Here is a 17,939-nt window from a genome sequence, read left to right as displayed (position 1 = left end):
TTGCGTGTGAGAGGCCCCCAGCCAGACCACTGGGTTGATAGGCCGGATGTGGAAGCGAGGACTAACGACTCGTGAAGCTGACCGGTACTAATAGGCCGATAACTTACACCACACACCACCCCGCAAACCCGTTTCAAAAGGGGTTCGCACCCAGGGGTGGTACAAAGAAACAAGACTGCTTGCGTCCACTATGTGGTTCCCAGACAACAAACCCGTTGCCAGAGGAACAAACCACAACAACATAACAACACCACAGCTGCGGACCGAGTCCGCAGAGCACATGTTGTAACCACAGATTTCCCCACCCCCGCGACCACGCGGGTCCGTGGCGGAGCAAGGGTTACGGCGGTCATAGCGTGGGGGAAACGCCCGGTCCCATCCCGAACCCGGAAGCTAAGACCCACAGCGCCGATGGTACTGCACCCGGGAGGGTGTGGGAGAGTAGGTCACCGCCGGAACACCATTCACGGTCGAGGACCCCAACCACCAGGTTGGGGTCCTCCCGCATTTAACCCACAAAAGCCCCTCATGAATCAGGCGGGCAGTTCTGGCACATGCCTATGGACCATGGAAAAACCTTGGGAATTCCCTTAACCGGTAAAACCTTGGGAATACCTTTAAAGCGGCCGGCTAATTTGGCTATCAGCATTGAGAGGCCGGATTTGACCGGCTAGGGTTTGGATTCCCACGGACCACTAAGGCGCAGGGTGCGTCGACCGGACCTTATAGGAGTCCCGCGATGCGCGTAGATCCTGGATTCGCCTCGGGCAAGAACGCACCAAAGAGGCATCGGTTTGCCCGTTCCTTTGCAGGGCGTCGAGGGGTTTCCCTGGCGTCAGTGGTCTTCCTGGTGGCTGCCACAATTTCTCTTATTGCGGGCCCCGCCGAAGCCGCCACGCTGACGTTTTCTAATACGGCCGACGCCGTCGTGAAGCGTGACAGTCCCACCATTAACTTCAGAACGGCGACCGGCCTCAAGGCTGATAATTCGCCGGTCGAAATGATCTTCCTCAAGCTCACGGTAACCGGCACCGCCGGCAGTACAGTGACCGGCGCCAAGCTCCGGCTGTTCGCCACGGATCCATCCAACTCAGGCGGCCAGATCAGACGGGTCCTCAACAACTCCTGGAGTGAGAACACGATCACCTTCAACAATGCGCCCGTTGCGGAAACTCCGATTGTGGCTTCGCGCGGCGCTGTTGCCGACAACACCTTTGTGGAGTTCGATCTCTTCAGCGCGATTAAGGGTGACGGGACCTATTCGTTCCGCATCAGCACCACATCCTCTGACGGCGTCATTTACAGTTCCAAGGAAACCTCCGTCACCACGCAACGGCCTCGATTGACTGTCACCACGAACGCGACGCCGCCGCCGCCTCCGCCGCCGCCCCCGCCGCCGCCTCCGCCCCCCGGCGACAACCCGTGTGGCACGGCGACCGCCCCACCGGCGAAATACGACCACGTCATGTGGGTGCTCTTTGAAAACAAGACCTATTCACAGGTCATCGGGAACGCCAGCGCGCCGTACATGAGCACAAAGGCGACCCAGTGCGCCTCGGTGAGCACCTGGGCTGACGCCGGCCTGGGATTGCCCTCATTGCCGAGCTATCTGGCCATGACTTCCGGCAGCACACAGGGCGTCACTTCCGATTCGAGCCCGAGCGGCCTGCCGCCCATTACGGCGGACAATATCTTCCGGCAGGTGCGTACGTCCGGCCAGTCCTATAAGAGCTACATGGAGGACATGCCTTCGAACTGCCGGCTGAGTGCGTCCGGGCTGTATGCCGAGCGGCACAACCCCGAAATTTACTACCAGGGGACGGGGGACAGGGCGGCATGCGCGGTCAACAATGTGCCCCTGGGCACCGTGAGCGCGGGGCAGCTGGCGGGCGACCTTGCCAACAACACTCTGCCGAATTTCTCCGTGGTCGTGCCGAATGTTTGCAATGACATGCATGACTGCAGCGTCGCGACGGGAGACACGTGGCTTTCGCAATGGCTGCCGGTCATCCTGAATAGCCAAAGCTACCGGGCGGGACGCACGGCGATCTTCGTGCTCTTTGACGAAGATACTCCGGTACCCAATTTCGTGGTGGCACCATCCGTGGTCCCGGGCACCGTGATCCAGGGCAACTACAGCCACTACTCCCTGCTCCGGACCACCGAAGAAATGCTGGCCATCGGCCTGAAGCTGCAGAACGCCAGCACGGCCCTGAGTTTCCGGTCGCCGCTGCGCATCTAAGCGCTGCGGGAGATTCCCAGCAGAGTCCCGGAAAGCTCCCGGCTCCGGCGGAACGAACTCCCAGTTGCACTCGTTAGAATTCGACGGGGCTGGATTCCAAAAGACCAGCCCATCGCATCGTTCTAAGGACACCTCAATGCCCGAGCGCACTATCGTCATCACCGGAGCCAGCGACGGCATCGGCGCGTCCGCCGCGCGGACCTTCGCCCGGCAGGGGGAACGTGTGGTCGTCGTCGGGCGCTCCGCGCAAAAGACCGAGGCGATCGCGAACGAAATCGGCGCCGATTTCTTTGTCAGCGACTTCGCCGACCTTGCCCAGGTGCGGACCCTGGCCGCGCAGCTGAAGGAAAAGTACCCGCGGATCGACGTCCTGGCGAACAACGCCGGCGGCATCATGGGGCCCCGTGAGCTCACTGTGGACGGCCACGAGAAGACCTTCCAGGTCAACCACCTGGCACCGTTCCTGCTCACCACCGAGCTGATCGAGGTGCTGGCCGCCAGCCAGGCCACCGTCATCAACACCTCCAGCGTCGCGAATTCGCTCTTCGCCAAGTTCGACATCGACGACCTCGACGCGGCCCAGAGCTACTCCACCAACCGCGCCTACGGCAACGCCAAGCTCGCCAACATCCTCTTCACCGCCGAACTGCACAACCGCTACAACACCGAGGGGATCTCGACGGCGGCGTTCCACCCGGGCGGTGTGGCCACCAACTTCGCGGCCGACTCCACGAGCCCCATGCGCCTGGCCTACAAGTCCTTCCTCAAGCGCTTCATGCTGACCCCCGATCAGGGCGCGGACACCCTTGTGTGGCTCGCCAACGCCACCCCGGGCCACGACTGGATCTCCGGCGCCTACTACGCAAAGCGGACGCTCTCCAAGGCCAACAGGCAGGCCTACGACGCGGGCCTGGCCAAGGCCCTGTGGCAGCGCAGCGAGGCGATGGTGGCCCAGGACCTCGACAAGCTGGACCCCCGCCCCTGAGCCTGACCGGAAACGCCGAATTCGTGGGTTAGCATTTTCCTGCCCCTCGCCGATCCGCGGCTGAGGGCTTCTACCTGGGGGAGTGCTCTTAAACGTGCGCCTGAAGAAATTGCTTATCGCGTCCCTGGCGGCATCCGCCGTCGTCCTGAGTGCTACGGCGGTGCCGGCATCCGCCGCGCCCGCGCCGAAGTCGTACAAGAACTGCACGGAGCTGAACAAGGTCTACCCGCACGGCGTCGGCAAGAAGGGCGCCCGCGACAAGACCAGCGGAAAGCCGGTCACCACGTTCCGCGTTGACAACACGCTGTACAACCTCAACGACGGCGGTTTCCGCCAGTACGATCTCGATCGCGACAACGACGGCATCGCCTGCGAAAAGCGCTAGGTCCGGTCCAACGATTGGCCAAGAACGGCCGCTAAGCCATGCTGCTTAGCGGCCGTTTGCGTCCAATGGCGGGGTGCAGCACCGATGGGGCGCCGCAGGCGTCGACTGAGGTTCCGCACGCCTACCGCGCGGCGTCGACCTTGTCCAGGGCGTTCAGGGCACTCTCCATGGTCCCGGCCAGGTGGCTGGCGGGGGCCGGCTTGGCGAACAGGTAGCCCTGCAGGGAGTCGCAGCCGCGGTCCATCAGGTATTTGGCCTGCGCGGGCGTCTCGATGCCTTCCGCCGTCACTTTCAGGCCGAGGGCATGCGCCGCGCTGATCATGGTGGCGAAGAACGGGAGCTGTTCCTGGCCGGTCTTGATCATGGCCACGAAGGAGCGGTCGATCTTGACCATGTCCAGGGGCAGTTCCTGGAGCCGGCCGAGCGTTGAATACCCGGTGCCGAAGTCGTCCATGGCGATCCGGACGCCGGCGCCGCGCAGCTGCCGCAGCTGGCCCAGCACGTCCGAGGACGCGTCGAAGAACACGCTCTCCGTCAGCTCAAGGGTGAGCTGGCGCGGGTCAACGCCCGTGGACCCGGCAATCGCCAGCACGTCCGCGGCGAAGTCCCGGTGCTGGAACTGCAGGCCCGAGACGTTCACGGCGACGCTGTACGCAGGATCGCCGGCCAGCCACGGCCGGATCTCGGCGCAGGCGCGGCGCAGGACCTCGTCGCCGATCTCGCGGATCAGGCCGCTCTGCTCCGCGACGGGCAGGAACTGGTTCGGCGGCACCAGTCGGCCGTGCCGTTCCCACCGCGCGAACGCCTCGAATTGCACCACCGAACCGATGCCGGGCGAGACCACGGGCTGGTAGTGCACCGAGATCTGGCCCAGTTCGACGGCGCGCCGCAGCCCGGAATCGCCGTCGGCCTTGTGGGCCGCGGTGTTCAGCATCTCCGGCCGGAACCGCACCCAGTTGTTCTTCCCGGCAGCCTTCGCGGCGGTCATGGCGGCGTCGGCCTGCCGCAGCAGTTCCGCGCCGTCCAGCGTCTGCACTGACTTCGACGCCAGCCCCATGCTGACGCCGGGCCGGACCATGGAGCCGCCGACGCGCAGGGGCGCGTAGAGGGACTCGGCGATCCGCTTGGCCACCGCGTCCGCGTTGAGGCATTCGGTGAGCAGCACCGCGAACTCGTCGCCGCCGAGCCGGGCTACCGTGTCATGCGGGCGGACGCAGTTGCGCAGCCTGCTCGCCACCTCCACCAGCAGCTCGTCGGCCGCGGAGCGTCCCAGCACGTCATTGAGGTGCCTGAAGTCATCGAGGTTCAGCAGCAGGATGTCCACCGGATCCGGGCGGCGCAGGGCCGCCGCGAGCCGCTCGTTGAAGAGGGGGCCGTTGGGCAGCGCCGTCAAGGGGTCGCGGAGCGAGCCCGCCTTGAGTTCGTCGTCATGCTCGGCAAACGCGGCAGGGGCGGCAGTTGCTGGACCTCCGGAAAGAGAAGCTCCCGCTGCAGAAGTACGACGGCGGGCAAAGTCGCCGCTGAGGGTGCGCCCGGCGGTACCGGCGCTGCCGGCGCCCGGGTTCCGCCCTGCGGCGCCGCGGACCGAGAGTGCAACGGACGTTCCCGGGTCGGCCGCTCCGGCCGGGGCGGGGACCAGCGAGCACGTGATTTCGACCGGGAGTTCGGTGCCGTCGGCGCGGCGGCCCGAGCCTGCGAACGGGGAGCCTGCGGACGGCGAACCGGGGGACGGCGAGCCGGGGCTCGCGGCCTTGGCCAGCCCGGCCAGGACTCCGTGGAATTCCTCCCGCGAGGCCTCGGCCAGGAGCATGCTGTGGTCCGCGCCCAGGAGCTGCGCCCGGGGGTAGCCGAAGAGCCGTTCCGCGGCCGCATTGAGGAAGGAGATGGCTCCGTCCTGAGCGACCAGCACAAGTGCGTCCGGGCTGTACTCCAGCAGTTGTTGTGCGAAACCAGCTTCCACGATGTCTAACAGCCCCCCGGCGATGAATACGGATAGCGGGCACCTTGCGGAGAGCAGGCGCACTGCGCTGACTGAATCATATGCGGTGCGGGCTCCCCGGACGTGATGGCCATCATGCCGCAACCAAATGTGTCGACTGCGCCTGTCGAAAAGGCAGCGGCGGCGCGGTCTGCGACCGGCTACCCGGGCAGCGGCACGCCCTCGAGGTCGGCGATGGCCGCCGCCGAGTTCCGGACGGCGCGCTGCCTGGCCGGCCCGGGTTCCGGGCGGGAGAAGAGGAAGCCCTGCAGGGCATCACAGCCGTGGTCCATGAGGTAGCGTGCCTGGGCTGGTGTCTCGATGCCCTCGGCCGTGACCTTCAGGCCCAGGCTCCGGGCCATGTGGATCATGGAGGTGAGGATGGGCAGCTTTTCGACGCCGGTCTGCAGCATCGACACAAAGGACTTGTCGATCTTCACCACGTCCACCGGCAGGTCCTGCAGGCGGCCCAGCGAGGAATAGCCGGTCCCGAAGTCGTCCAGGGCCACCCGGATGCCGGCCTCGCGCAGGGTCTCGAGCTGGCCGATCACGTGGGAATGGGCGTCAAAGAACACGCTCTCGGTCACCTCCAGGACCAGCTGGCGCGGGTCCACGCCGCTCCACGCCGCAATGTCCAGGACCCGCTCGGCGAAGTCCCGGTGCTGCAGCTGCACGCCGGAGACGTTCACGGCCACGCTCCGGAACGGGTCCTCCGCGAGCCACGGGGAGAGCTCGGTGCAGCTGCGCCTGAGCACCTCGGCGCCGATTTCCCGGATCAGGCCGCTGCGTTCGGCGGTCTCGATGAACTCGTCCGGCGGAATCAGCTCGCCGTCCCACTCCCAGCGGGCCAGGGCCTCGAACTGCACCACCTCGAGCCGGTCACTGGAGATGACCGGCTGGTAGTGCACGGTGATCTGCCCCAGCTCCACCGCCCGCCGCAGCCCCGCCGTGAGCTGGGTGCGCTCCAGTAGCGCGGCCAGCATCTCCGGCCTGAAGTGCACATAGCAGTTCTTCCCGGCCTCCTTGGCCGCGTACATGGCCAGGTCCGCCTGCCGGAGCAGTTCCGACGACGTCACGGTGCCGGCGTCGCGCGATGCCACGCCCAGGCTGAGACCTGGCCGCATGAGCGTTCCCTCGATGGAGACGGGGGCGTTCAGGGTGCTGACCACGCGCTGGGCCACGGTGTCGGCATCCCTGCAACCGACCAGCAGGACCACGAACTCGTCCCCGCCCAGCCGGGCGACGGTGCCGTGCGGACCCACGCAGTTCTGGAGCCGGCGGGAAATCTCGACCAGCATCTCGTCGCCGGCATGATGGCCCAGGACGTCGTTGACTTCCTTGAAGTCGTCCAGGTCCAGGAGCAGCACGTGCACTGGTTCCGGGGTCAGCAGTGCCGCGGCGGCCCGTTCGTTGAAGAGCATCCGGTTGGCCAGCCCGGTGAGCGGGTCCTGAAACGCGAGTTCCTTGAGCTTGCCCGCCTGCTCGGCCAGTTCGTCCATGGCGCGGCGGGCCTGGTCCTGGGCGCGCCGGCGTGAGGTGATGTCCCGGAAGTTCCAGATCCGTCCCACGATCGCGTCCGCCACCTTCTGCGGCCGCGAGTACAGCTCCACGGTGCGGCCGTCGGCGAACTCGAGGACGTCGTGGCTCTGCATCAGGTTGTCCGCGTAGAGCGCAGCAACCTTTTGCAGGAAGGAGTCGGGATCCACCAGCTGGTCCGCGATGAACCGTACCAGCGCCTCGGGGTCCTCGGCCGCGATCAGTTCCGGCGGCATGCCCCACAGCTTTAGGTACTGGTCGTTGATTCCGGTGATTTGGCCTTCGTTGGAGAGCACGACGATACCGTCCGACGTCGATTCCAGCGTGGCGTCCACGAGGGAGAGGGCCAGCCGCCGGCCGGAATCGGGGTCGTTGCGGTGCCCGGCGTCGCGGACGGCTACCGCCATGGTCGTGCCGCCGTCGCCGCTCACCAGCGAGCACGTGATCTCCAGGGCGAGGTCCGAACCGTCCCGGTGCCGTCCGGCGGCCGCGAACGGGCGGCTTCCGGCCGGGCTCTTGCGCCCCAGCCGGCCAAAGACCCGCAGGAAGCCGCCGTGGGCTTCCTCCGAGAGCAGGATGGTGTGCGGAACGCCGAGGAGTTCCTCGCGGGGGTAGCCGAATAACCGTTCCGCGGCCGAATTCACGAAGGCGATGGTCCCGTCCGCGGTCAGCAGCAGAAACGCATCAGGACCCTGCTCCAGCAGGTCTTCACCAAATCCAGTTCCCACGACGATACCGGCCCCCAAGCGACGGAAGTTCATAGAGCGATGATGTTCCCGGCCGAGGTGCCCGGAGCAATGCGTTTCACTGAATCATAGGGTCCTTCGGCCCCGTGTCCAGCACATCGGCCATGGAACTTTGTGGGTCACCGGTTGCCCGGCACCCGATCGCCCCGCAGCGCGGCGATGGCCAGGGCCGCCCGGTCCAGCGCGGGCTGGAGCGTGGCCTCCGGCTGCGGGCCGGAAAACAGGAAACCCTGCAGGGAATCGCAGTGCAGACTCATCAGGTAGCCGGCCTGGGCGGCCGTTTCCACGCCCTCCGCCGTGACGGTCAGCCCCAGTCCGTGGGCCATCCCGATCATGGCGTTCAGGATCGGCAACTGCTCGGTGCCGGTGTTGATCATGGCCACAAACGACTGGTCGATCTTCAGCGTGTCCACGGGCAGGCCCTGCAGGCGTCCCAGGGAGGAGAACCCGGTGCCGAAGTCGTCCAGCGCCACGCGGGCGCCGGCCGCGCGCAGGGTCATGAGCTGCTGGATGACGTGGCAGTCGTCCTCGAAGAAGACGCTCTCCGTGACCTCCAGGACCAGCTGGCGCGGGTCCACGCCACAGGATTCCGTCACGGCCATGACCAGCTCGGCGAAGTCCCCGTGCTGCAGCTGGACACCGGAGACGTTCACGGCCAGGGACCGGGAGGAGTCCTCGTCCAGCCAGGGCTTGAGCTCCGTGCAGCCGCGCAGCAACACCTCGGTGCCGATCTCGACGATCAGGCCGCTGCGTTCCGCCGCCGGAATGAAATGCTTGGGCGGGACGAGCGCGCCGTCGCGCACCCAGCGGGCCAGGGCCTCGACCTTGGTCACGGTCCCGCTGCCGGCGGAGACGATCGGCTGGTAGTGGACGGCGATCTGTCCGCTGTCCACGGCGCGCCGCAGGCCGGCCTCGAGGTCGTTGCGGTCCACGAGGGCCTTCATCATCTCCGGCTTGAAGCGCATGTACCGGTTCTTTCCGGCGGTCTTCGCGGCGTACATCGCGACGTCGGCACGGCGCAGGAGCTCGGAGGCGTCCACGGCGGACTCGCCGATCGAGGCCAGCCCCAGGCTGAGGCTGGGCCGCAGCATGGTGCCGTCGATCCACACCGGGACGCGCAGCGAGTCGACGATCCGGGCTGCAACCCCCTCGGGCTCCAGCGAGTCGAGCAGGAGCACCACGAACTCGTCGCCGCCCAGCCGGGCCACGATGTCGCTCGGCCGCACGCACGCGCGCAGCCGCTTGCCGACCTCAATGAGCATCTGGTCCCCGGCGTGGTGGCCCAGGATGTCGTTGACTTCCTTGAAATCGTCCAGATCCAGGAGCAGGACGTCGACGGCGCCGCCGTGCTGGTCCGCCAGGGCGCTGGCGAGGCGGTCGTTGAACAGCTGGCGATTGGACAGCCCGGTCAATCCGTCCCGGAACGCCAGCGCCTTCAGCTGGGCGGACTGTGCGGCGAGGTCTGCCATGGCCCGGGTGATCCGGTCCTGGGCCACCTTGGCCGCGGTCACATCCCGGAAGCTCCACACCCGTCCGACCACCTGGTCCGCGACTTTCTGCGGGCGGGAATAGCGTTCAAAGGTCCGGCCGTCGCGGAATTCGAGGATGTCGTGGCTTTCCGCCGCGGGATCGGCGTAGAGGGCCTCGACCTTCTCGACGAACTGGGCCGGATCCCGCAACTGGTCCAGGACGAAGGCCATGACCGCCTCGTCCTCCCCGGTGGCCAGCATCTCCCGCGGGATGCCCCACATGGTGACGAACTGATTGTTGACGCCGGCGATCTCGCCGTCGCTGCTGACCACCAGGATGCCGTCGGCGGTGGATTCGAGCGTCGCGCTCAGCAGCGACATGGCCTCGCGGAGGCTGTCATCGTTCTCCGGCCGGTGCGAGGTGTCCCGGACCGCGGCGATCATGCTCGCGGAACCATTACCAGTCCCGTCCCGGGCGCCTGAACCGGTGAAGAAAATAGATCCGGCCACCTCGGCCTGGAACTCCGTACCGTCCCGCCGCACCCCGTAGGCCTCCACGGGAGCAGTGTCAGTGTCAGTTCCGGCGGCAACGGCGTCGCCGCCGGTGTGGGCGCCGCGGCGGAGGTTGAAGAACAGCCGCTCGAGGCCGTTCCGGAACCCCTCGGCCAGGAGCATGCGGTGGTCCGAGCCCACGAGCTCCCCGCGGGCGTACCCGAACATGCGCTCCGCGGCGGTGTTGACCATCCTGATGGTCCCGTCCTCGGCCACCACCAGCAGCGCATCGGGGCTGGATTCCACCAGGTCCCCGTAGCCCGGGACCGCGGCGGAAACTTCCTTGGGGACTGTGTTGGGGACTGCGCCGGGCGCTTCCTCCGGGTACGACGACGCCGTCACCCGGCTACCGCCGTGCGAACCTGAGACCACCAACGAGACATTTAGAACCCTCCCATCGGGAAATCATAGGCGCCGGAAGCCTCCCTTGGGGGTCAAGAAGGTGTCAACACGTGGGCGGGGCCGGATCCGTGCCCGTGGCGGAGGACCAACCGCCCCGTTGCGCCATCACCTAGGGTGCTTGAAACCCCGGTTTGGCAGCCCTCAGGGATAAGGCAAGGCGGGGGGAGTGGCCCACCCGGGACTCACCGATCACGGCCTGGTAGTGGCCAACGAGTTCGGCGCCGAGCACGGGCCACGTCCGGCCCTGGACCGAGGCGTGCGCGGCCGCGGCGAACGCTCGGCGCTTGGCGTCGTCGCCCATCAGGTCCATCACCCGGGCACGGAACCCGGCGAGGTCGCCGGGCTCGTACAGCCAGCCGGTCCGCGAGTTCTCCACGAGGTCCAGCGGGCCGCCGCGGCCCGTGGCCACCACCGGCACCCCGGACGCCATGGCCTCCTGGATGGTCTGGCAAAACGTCTCGAACTCGCCGGGATGGACGAAGAGATCAAAGGAGGCCACCGCCCGGGCGAGGTGGTCGCCGCCGAGAAATCCTGTGAAGACCGCCTGCGGCAGGGCAGCTTCCAGGGCCGCCCGCTGCGGCCCGTCGCCGACGATCACCAGCCGGGTCCCGGCAACATCCGCCAGCACCGCCAGATCCTCCACTTGCTTCTCGGCCGCCAGCCGGCCCACGTAGCCGATGAGGCGCTCGCCGCCGGGCGCCACGGCAGCCCGCCAGCCGGCGTCGCGCTTCGCGGGGGTGAACCGCTGGGTATCCACGCCGCGCCGCCACATGTCCACGCGCGGAATGCCGCGGCCGCGGAGCTGGTTGAGCGCGAAAGTGGAAGGGACCAGGGTGCGCGAGGCCAGCAGGTGGATCTGGTCCACCCGGTTCCAGGCCCAGTTCTCCAGGAAGGGGACGCCGTAGCGGCCCGCATAGCCGGGCACCTCGGTCTGGTAGATGGCCACCGTGGGAATTCCGAGCTGGTGGGCGGCCTGCGCTGCCCGCCAGCCGAGCACGAACGGGGACGCGAGGTGCACGACGTCGGGCGCATAATCGGCAAGGATTCGCTTGACCCGATACACACCGCCCATCGCCACCCGCAGATTCGCATAGCCGGCCAGCGGGACCGAGGGGAGCCGGAGGACGTGGGCGCCATGGACCTCGTCCGGTATATCCGTGTCCTGCGTGGACGGCGCGATCACCAGCACCTCGTCCCCGCGCTCCTGCAGATGCTCCAGCACGCGCAGGATGGAGTGGGTGACCCCGTTCATGAGCGGCAGGAATGATTCGGCGACGATTGCGATCCTCACCCCTCCACGGTGGGGGCGGCGGTTTGCGGCGCGGGGGAGCAGGCGTGGCCTGGAGGGGAAGAGTGGGTTAACAGGTGGGCGAACTCAGGAGGGACCCGCCAGAGGGCACGAACAAAGGCGGACGGTTGGCGGGACCTACTCGGGCACCCTCAAGCGGGCGCACTTCAGCGCGGCCATGCGTCCACGGCGCAAACCCTACAAAGCAGCGGTGCCGGATGGCATGACGAAAGTCGAGCTACAGCGGGTCGGGCCAGTTGCCGACCGGGAAGCGGGCACGGATGCCCGAAACCGGACCGCAACGCGCACGCTTGTTGCCTTCCATCAGAAATACCTCCAGAGGCTACGGAACTTCAGAATACGCCCGTCGCCTCCTACCGTCCAGAGGGTCAATCGGCCTTGAGGACATCCGGAAGTTCGTCCACAAACACCGTCTGTGGCGGCTCAAAATAGATGACCAGTACCTGCTCACCCACGGCGAAAACGCTGGTCTTGTCGAAGGGATGCGCGTGGAAGGCACTGGTTCCCCCGCGGACCGGCAGCATGACCTCGCCGATGGTGCCCGGGCCGATCCGTCCGGTCACGCGGCCGATCTTTCCGGTCAGGCTCCGGTCAACATCCTTATGCATCAGAACTCCAGTACATCAGGATCCCAGTACATCAGGTCCTCCGGTTCCCCGCGCGCATTCCCGCCCCTACGCCTCAGGCGCCTTCGCGGGCCGTTTCCCGCCATCCCGGGTGTTTTTGAGGGCCGTGGAGAGCGCCGGCAGGTAGTCGCCCACCTGTGCCAAAATACCGCCGATCATCCGGTTGACCCCTTCGCCGCCGTTGAGGACGGTCATCTGGCCGACATGCGCGAACGGCTCTGCCGCCGCCGCCACGATCGCCGGCATGTTCTCGGCGAGCTGCTGGGAGATGACGGCGTCCTGGTTGGTGCCCAGTGCTTCGGCGCGGGCCTTGATGCCCTCAGCCTCGGCCAGTGCCTTGGCCTTGATGGCGGAGGCGGCGGCATCGCCGCGGGCTTTCGTGGCGGCGGCCTCGGCCTCGCCGGTGACCTTGGTGGCCCCGGCCGCTGCGGCTGCCGCCGTCGCGTTCGCCTGCGCCTGCACCTCGGTCCGCCGGGCGTTGGCCTGGGCCTCGAGCTCGGTGCGCCGGGCCAGCGCCTCGGCCGCGCTGATGTCCGCGGACTTTTGGCCTTCCGCGTCGGTGCGCTTGGCGTATGCCCTCGCGTCGGCGGGCTTGCGCACGGTGGTCTGCAGTTTCTGTTCCTCCCGGTCGGCCTCGAGCTTGGCCACCTCGGTTTCCTGGACCACCACCTGCTGGCGCGCCGTCGCGTCCGCCAGCGGCCCGGCCTGGGCCGCGTTCGCCTTGGCGCGCTCGGCGTTGGCCTGCGCCTCGGACTGCCGGATGGCGGACAAGCTCCGGGCGTCGGCAATCAAGGCCTCGGCCTCCGCTTCCTTTTCCGCCGCCTCGCGGTTCCGGGTGGCCTCCGCGATGCGGGCCTCCATCTTGACCATGGCGATGTGCGGCTTGGCGATGTTCTGGATGTAGCCCGTGGGATCCTGCAGGTCCTTGATCTGCAGCGAATCGACCACGAGCCCCAGCTTCTCCATTTCGACGCCGCTGGCGCTGCGGACCTGGGAGGCCAGCTTGTCGCGCTCGCGGATGATTTCCTCGACTGTCATGCTGCCGATGATCGAGCGCAAATGGCCTTCGAAGACGTTGTACACCTGGCTTTCCATCTTGGGCTGCTGGCCCAGGAACCGGCGCGCGGCGTTGGCAATGAACGGCGGGGCATCACCGATCTTGTAGATGACCACTCCGTCGACAATCACCTGAATGCCCTGGGAGGTCACACAGGAGACCTTGAGCTCGGTTTCGTTCAGCGTCAGGGACAGCGGCCGCACCGTCTGCAAGCCCGGCAGCACCAGGGCCCCCTTGCCGGTGACGATCTTGAAGTCCATGCCCTCACGGGTTTCCAGCGTGCCGCGCGTCAACCCGGAGATGATGAGGGCCTCGTTCGGTTCCGCCACCTTCCACATCAGTTTTGTTGCCACCCAGATGACGCCGACGACGGCGACCGCCCCCAGGATGATCGAAATGAGCGGATACAAAAATGACAAGTCCGGCATAACCAGGTCCTTTCACGGCGGTGGAAAAGAAAATAAGCAAAGCCCCAAACGATGCTGCTGGTAGTCCCCGGCCGGCCTGGAGGCAGGAATTCCCGCGCCGCCCAGCCAGCTGTTGTACACAGTCTGTGGTGCTTCCGGCCGGGAGTCCAGCAATTCGACGGTGTCCGGGCCTATGCGCCGGTCCCGCCGGTGCCTAAAGCCCCTGTTGGGAGCCTTCGCAGTCGTGCCAGCTTGGGAGAGGGTGCGGGCGTGGAAGGGCGGACGGGCGTGCCTGCAGGGACGAGCGGGAAGGGCGGACGCCAGGAGTGCTGGACCCGTGAAGGGGGTGATGGGTGATGCGCGGCTCTCCGCTCGGGATGACACGGACGGCCGGGATCGCGTGGGACATCTGGCGGGCCGGTCGGGGAAGTCAGGATGCGATCGACCGCCGGCAACGGGACCGTCTCGCCGCGCTGGTTGAGTGCGCACGGTCCGCCTCGCCCTTCTACCGCAGGCTGTACCGGGACGTCCCGGACATGGTCCCGGACTCAGCCGCGGACTCAGCCACGGACCGGGCCACGTATATAGGGGAGCTGCCTCCGGTGGGCAAGCGCGAGCTCATGGAGAACTTCGATGACTGGGTGACCGACCCCCACATCACGCTCACCGGGCTGAAGCGAGACCTGCTCGATGACCCCTCGCGGATCGGCAGCCTCTATCGCGGACAGTACCTCGTGGTGACGACGTCGGGATCCACCGGTGAACCCGCGGTCCTGGTCCATGACCGGACCTCGCAATTGGTGGCCAGTCTCCTGGGCCCGATCCGCGAACGGCGGACCTTAATGGCGGCCAAGGAGGCGCGGGCCTTCCTGCACCCGGGGCTGCGGGCCGCGGCGCTGATCGCGGACGGGGACCACTTTGCCGGCGTCGTGCTGACCGAATCCGCGCGGCGGCGCAGCCCCCGCATCGCCCGCCGGGTGCGCGTATTCTCCGTGCTCAGGCCGCTCCCGGACCTCGTGGCGGACCTCAACGACTTCCTGCCGACCGTGCTCTACGGGTATCCGAGCGCCATGGTGCAACTGGCCGCCGAACAGAAGGCGGGACGGCTACGGATTCATCCGCTGCTGGCGGTCGCGTCCGGGGAGAGCCTGGCAGCCCACGCCGCGGCCGAGATCGAAGCGGCCCTCGGCTGCCGGATCACCGTGCGATACCTTGCCTCGGAGGCGCTCGCCCTGACCAGCCGCTGCCGGCAGGGGCTGCTGCACGTCAACGCGGACTGGAACATCGTGGAGCCGGTGGACGACGCCTTCCGGCCCGTCCCGCCCGGCGAGCTCTCCCACACGGTGCTGGTCACCAACCTGGCCAACCGGGTCCAGCCGCTCATCCGGTACAACCTGGGCGACCGGGTGCAGCTGGCTGCCGGCCCGTGCGCCTGCGGCAGCCCGTTTCCCACGCTGCGGGTCGGGGGCCGCAGCGGCGATGTGCTGAGCTTCGCTGCCGCCGGCGGTGCAATGTTGCAAGGGGCAAGGTTGGACGGCAAAGTGGTCACCGTGCTGCCGTTGGCGCTGGGCACGGTGATCGAGGAGACCGCCGGCGTCCGACGGTTCCAGGCGATCCGCACCGGACCGGGCTCGCTCACCGTGCGGCTCGAGCTCTGGCCGGGGGCCGCGACGGCGGCCGTGCGGACGGCGGTGGGGGAGCGCCTGGGGGCGTTCTTCAGAGCCCAGGGCGCCGCCGGCGTCGACGTCCTGTTTAGCGATGAGCCGCCCCGGCCGGACCGTAGCGGCAAGTTCCGCGAGGTGTGGTCCGCCTGAGCCGGCTGCTGCTGCCGCGGCTGTCAGTGCTGTTAATGCTGCTAGTGCTGTTCCAGGATCCGCCGGGCGTCCTGCTGGGCCTGGAGCTGCTCCGGGGTCACGGACTGTCCGGTCAGGAACCCGGCGGCGGCCATGATCCGGCGCAGCTCGGCGACGCTGCGCGGGGTCCGCACCCCGTGGTGCGCCATGGCGTGGCAGTTGGCGCAGAGCGGGACGAGGTCTGTGATGGGGTCCAGTTCATACGCGCTGCCCAGCTGTGATGCCGGGACCAGGTGGTGGACCGGAATGAAGTCCTTGCCGATCTCGCCGTAGGCGATTTCAAACGAGAATCCGCACGCGGCGCAGCTGGTCCCGTGGTGGGCGACGCAGACCCGCCGGGCGTCCGGACTGTATTCGTACTTGTTCACTTCGACCCGGGTGACCGCCGCCGCGGGGACGGTACCGGGCACGGGCTGGGTGGGGTCCGCCGGCACCGGGCCAAACTCACCCCAGAGTCCACGGAGCAGGGGCTCGACGGCGGGGTCGACGGCCAGCGCGGGGCCGTGAAGGGCTCCCCAGTCGATGCCGGGCACAGTCTCGGCGAGGACACTGGCCGGGATCTGGTCGCCGGCGGGCAGGAGTGCGTCGAAGTCCACCTGGATGTAGAGCGGGGATGGGGCTTGTGCGCCGGGATGTGCGTCGGCCCGGGTGGCGCCGGGCTGTGCATCGTCCTGCGCGCCGGCCCCGGCGGCGCTCGCGGAGTCGGGTGTCTGGATACGGGGAGCCGGCCGCTCCGAGACGATGATGCCGTGGCCGATCAGGCCGCGTCCGTGGCGGCCCTGGAGCACCAGCCACGCATCCGTGCCGGCCGCCTCCGCGCCGGCCGCAACCCCGGCGGCGTCCGCGCCGACCGCGTTGCCGGCACCAGCCGGGCCAGCCGCGCTGCCGAGAGACGTCCCGATGTCCCAGCTGGCCAGGTGCCGGCCGGTTTCGGCGACCTCTTCCAGCACGGCCGGGTAGGTCCAATCGTTCCATTCGTCGGGGTTCCAGACGAGGATGATCGCTGTCATCTTCACATTGTCGCAGTCACCTTTGCCTGATGGTCAGAGCGGCGGCTGATTGTCACTTCTACGGCCCATTGCCACGGCAACGGCCCATTGTCACTGCGGCGGTCCATTGTCACAGCGGCGGCCGCCGTCAGCCCGGACTGCCTGCGGCATTGTTGAGCGGCCCGGTCGGCCCGGTCTTGCACGTTGCGTTGAGGGTGTCCTCCGCGATGGATTCCATCTGGTGCAGAATGTGGGTGTCCCCGCGTGGGAGCGGTTCCGGCGGGTAGGCCACGGCCATGGTGAGCTGCCGGGTTCCGTCCGCACTGGTCATGGTGATGGTGCCGTAGCCGGGCACGTCGCCGGGATGGCCGTAGTAGAAGTCGTTGGTGCACAAATCGTTCCAGCGGACCACGCCGAGCCCGTACCTGGCGTAGAGCGGGCTCTCCATTTGCGTGATCGTGGCCGGCTTGAGCAGCTTGTTCTGCAGCAGCGCGCGGTAGAACGTATTCACGTCGGCCACGGAGGACACCATGCCGCCTGAGGCGTTGTCGATCTGGGCGGCCGGATAGGTGACGTCGAGTTGTTTGCGGTCCAGCGCGATGTAGCCGTGGATCATGGACAGCGGCGCCGGCCCCGCCGCCGTCATCATGGTCTCACTCAAGCCCAGCGGCTCGATGATGTCGGTGCTGATCATCTCGCCGATCCGCCGGCCGCTAAGGCGCTCGACGATCAGCGCCAGGGCAATGTAATTCGAGTTGGAGTACTCAAATCCCTGGGCCAGCTTCGCCTGCCAGGAGATCCGCCCCGCCATGGCCAGCAGATCCGCCAGGCTCACCTTGGTGGTGAGGGCTTCGCGCACCGTGGCCGGATCGAACAACGGCCCGTCCACCGACGGCATGCCGGAGCGGTGCTGCAGCAGCTGGCGGACGGTGACCGGTCCCGGCGGGTGCATCACCTTGTTGAACTCCGGCAGGTAGGTGCTGACCGGCGCGTCCAGTTCCAGCCGGCCCTCCTCGGCCAGTTTGAGCACGCAGACGGCCACCATGGACTTGGTGACGCCGCCGATGTGCACCGGGTCCGTTATCTCGGCCCGGGTCGGGCTGTTCAGGTTCCGGACCCCGTAGGCCGCGGACCACTCGTCCCCGCCCACGCGGACCTGGATGAGGACGGCCGGGGCGCCGTCGTCGAGCAATCTCCGGCCGAACTGTTCGAGCACGGCCCGGTAGCCGGAGTCGGGCGACACCGGCGCCGGCGGTTTCGGCCCGGGGACGCAGCCGCCGAGGGCGGCCGTCAGCACGACGGCGAGGATTGCGGCCGTGAGCCGGCGGAACGGTGCGCGGGTCCAGACCATCGGCATGAGGGTCCTTCTTGCAGGTCGGGAGTGCAGTCAGGGCAGGAAGATG

The 17,939-nt window shown here is 67.6% G+C and carries 12 protein-coding genes and 2 rRNA genes; 6 read left to right on the top strand and 8 right to left on the bottom strand.

Annotation, left to right across the window (positions count from 1 at the left end; genetic code table 11):
- The 5 genes from B5X90_RS12215 to B5X90_RS12195 form a co-directional block, all read left to right on the top strand.
- Positions 1-112 (top strand): 23S ribosomal RNA (locus tag B5X90_RS12215); the annotation flags it as partial.
- 229 nt (positions 113-341) lie between these two features.
- Positions 342-458: ribosomal RNA gene (gene rrf, locus B5X90_RS12210) — 5S ribosomal RNA — on the top strand.
- 380 nt (positions 459-838) lie between these two features.
- Positions 839-2,242 (top strand): alkaline phosphatase family protein, encoded by a 1,404-nt coding sequence (locus B5X90_RS12205; RefSeq protein ID WP_179129120.1) that lies wholly within the window; start codon positions 839-841, stop codon positions 2,240-2,242.
- Positions 2,243-2,378: 136 nt separating this feature from the next.
- Entirely contained in the window at positions 2,379-3,227 is an 849-nt protein-coding gene (locus B5X90_RS12200; RefSeq protein WP_079553354.1) for an SDR family NAD(P)-dependent oxidoreductase, read from the top strand.
- A 94-nt stretch (positions 3,228-3,321) separates the two neighbouring features.
- Positions 3,322-3,612: an excalibur calcium-binding domain-containing protein gene (locus B5X90_RS12195; RefSeq protein ID WP_256860197.1), complete on the top strand. Its 291-nt coding sequence runs from the start codon at positions 3,322-3,324 to the stop codon at positions 3,610-3,612.
- Between the two features lie 121 nt (positions 3,613-3,733).
- Here the strand turns inward: B5X90_RS12195 and B5X90_RS12190 are convergent, their stop codons facing one another.
- From B5X90_RS12190 to B5X90_RS12165, 6 genes are all read right to left on the bottom strand, one after another.
- Positions 3,734-5,572, bottom strand: coding sequence for a putative bifunctional diguanylate cyclase/phosphodiesterase (locus tag B5X90_RS12190; RefSeq protein WP_256860196.1), 1,839 nt, complete (start codon positions 5,570-5,572; stop codon positions 3,734-3,736).
- 179 nt (positions 5,573-5,751) lie between these two features.
- Positions 5,752-7,854: a putative bifunctional diguanylate cyclase/phosphodiesterase gene (locus B5X90_RS12185; protein ID WP_256860195.1), complete on the bottom strand. Its 2,103-nt coding sequence runs from the start codon at positions 7,852-7,854 to the stop codon at positions 5,752-5,754.
- Between the two features lie 137 nt (positions 7,855-7,991).
- A complete protein-coding gene (locus B5X90_RS12180; protein ID WP_256860194.1) occupies positions 7,992-10,265 on the bottom strand; it encodes a putative bifunctional diguanylate cyclase/phosphodiesterase in 2,274 nt (757 codons plus the stop codon).
- Between the two features lie 139 nt (positions 10,266-10,404).
- On the bottom strand, positions 10,405-11,586 hold the full coding sequence (locus B5X90_RS12175) for a glycosyltransferase family 4 protein (protein ID WP_079553345.1): 1,182 nt from the start codon (positions 11,584-11,586) through the stop codon (positions 10,405-10,407).
- A gap of 386 nt (positions 11,587-11,972) precedes the next feature.
- A complete protein-coding gene (locus tag B5X90_RS12170; RefSeq protein WP_143264731.1) occupies positions 11,973-12,212 on the bottom strand; it encodes a hypothetical protein in 240 nt (79 codons plus the stop codon).
- Positions 12,213-12,278: 66 nt separating this feature from the next.
- A complete protein-coding gene (locus B5X90_RS12165) occupies positions 12,279-13,715 on the bottom strand; it encodes a flotillin family protein (protein WP_079553343.1) in 1,437 nt (478 codons plus the stop codon).
- Positions 13,716-14,071: 356 nt separating this feature from the next.
- On the opposite strand from B5X90_RS12165, the gene B5X90_RS12160 reads away from it, so the two are divergent.
- Entirely contained in the window at positions 14,072-15,508 is a 1,437-nt protein-coding gene (locus B5X90_RS12160; RefSeq protein WP_079553384.1) for a phenylacetate--CoA ligase family protein, read from the top strand.
- 41 nt (positions 15,509-15,549) lie between these two features.
- Here B5X90_RS12160 and B5X90_RS12155 read toward each other — a convergent pair whose 3' ends face one another.
- Together B5X90_RS12155 and B5X90_RS12150 are read right to left on the bottom strand one after the other, a co-directional pair.
- Positions 15,550-16,557 (bottom strand): HNH endonuclease, encoded by a 1,008-nt coding sequence (locus B5X90_RS12155; protein ID WP_079553340.1) that lies wholly within the window; start codon positions 16,555-16,557, stop codon positions 15,550-15,552.
- Positions 16,558-16,684: 127 nt separating this feature from the next.
- On the bottom strand, positions 16,685-17,893 hold the full coding sequence (locus B5X90_RS12150) for a serine hydrolase domain-containing protein (protein ID WP_079553338.1): 1,209 nt from the start codon (positions 17,891-17,893) through the stop codon (positions 16,685-16,687).
- Positions 17,894-17,939 lie beyond the last annotated feature (46 nt).

It is taken from the genome of Arthrobacter sp. 49Tsu3.1M3 (assembly GCF_900168135.1).
In the GTDB taxonomy this organism is placed as follows: Bacteria; Actinomycetota; Actinomycetes; order Actinomycetales; family Micrococcaceae; genus Arthrobacter.
Note: the sequence above shows the minus strand (reverse complement) of the source record. Positions and strands in the feature narration are given on the sequence as shown.

Excerpts from the sequence above, each read along its gene's own strand:
- B5X90_RS12200 (WP_079553354.1), top strand. The coding sequence starts at position 2,379 with ATGCCCGAGCGCACTATCGTCATCACCGGAGCCAGCGACGGCATCGGC.
- B5X90_RS12170 (WP_143264731.1), bottom strand. The coding sequence starts at position 12,212 with ATGCATAAGGATGTTGACCGGAGCCTGACCGGAAAGATCGGCCGCGTG.
- B5X90_RS12165 (WP_079553343.1), bottom strand. The coding sequence starts at position 13,715 with ATGCCGGACTTGTCATTTTTGTATCCGCTCATTTCGATCATCCTGGGG.
- B5X90_RS12160 (WP_079553384.1), top strand. The coding sequence starts at position 14,072 with ATGACACGGACGGCCGGGATCGCGTGGGACATCTGGCGGGCCGGTCGG.
- B5X90_RS12155 (WP_079553340.1), bottom strand. The coding sequence starts at position 16,557 with ATGACAGCGATCATCCTCGTCTGGAACCCCGACGAATGGAACGATTGG.
- B5X90_RS12150 (WP_079553338.1), bottom strand. The coding sequence starts at position 17,893 with ATGCCGATGGTCTGGACCCGCGCACCGTTCCGCCGGCTCACGGCCGCA.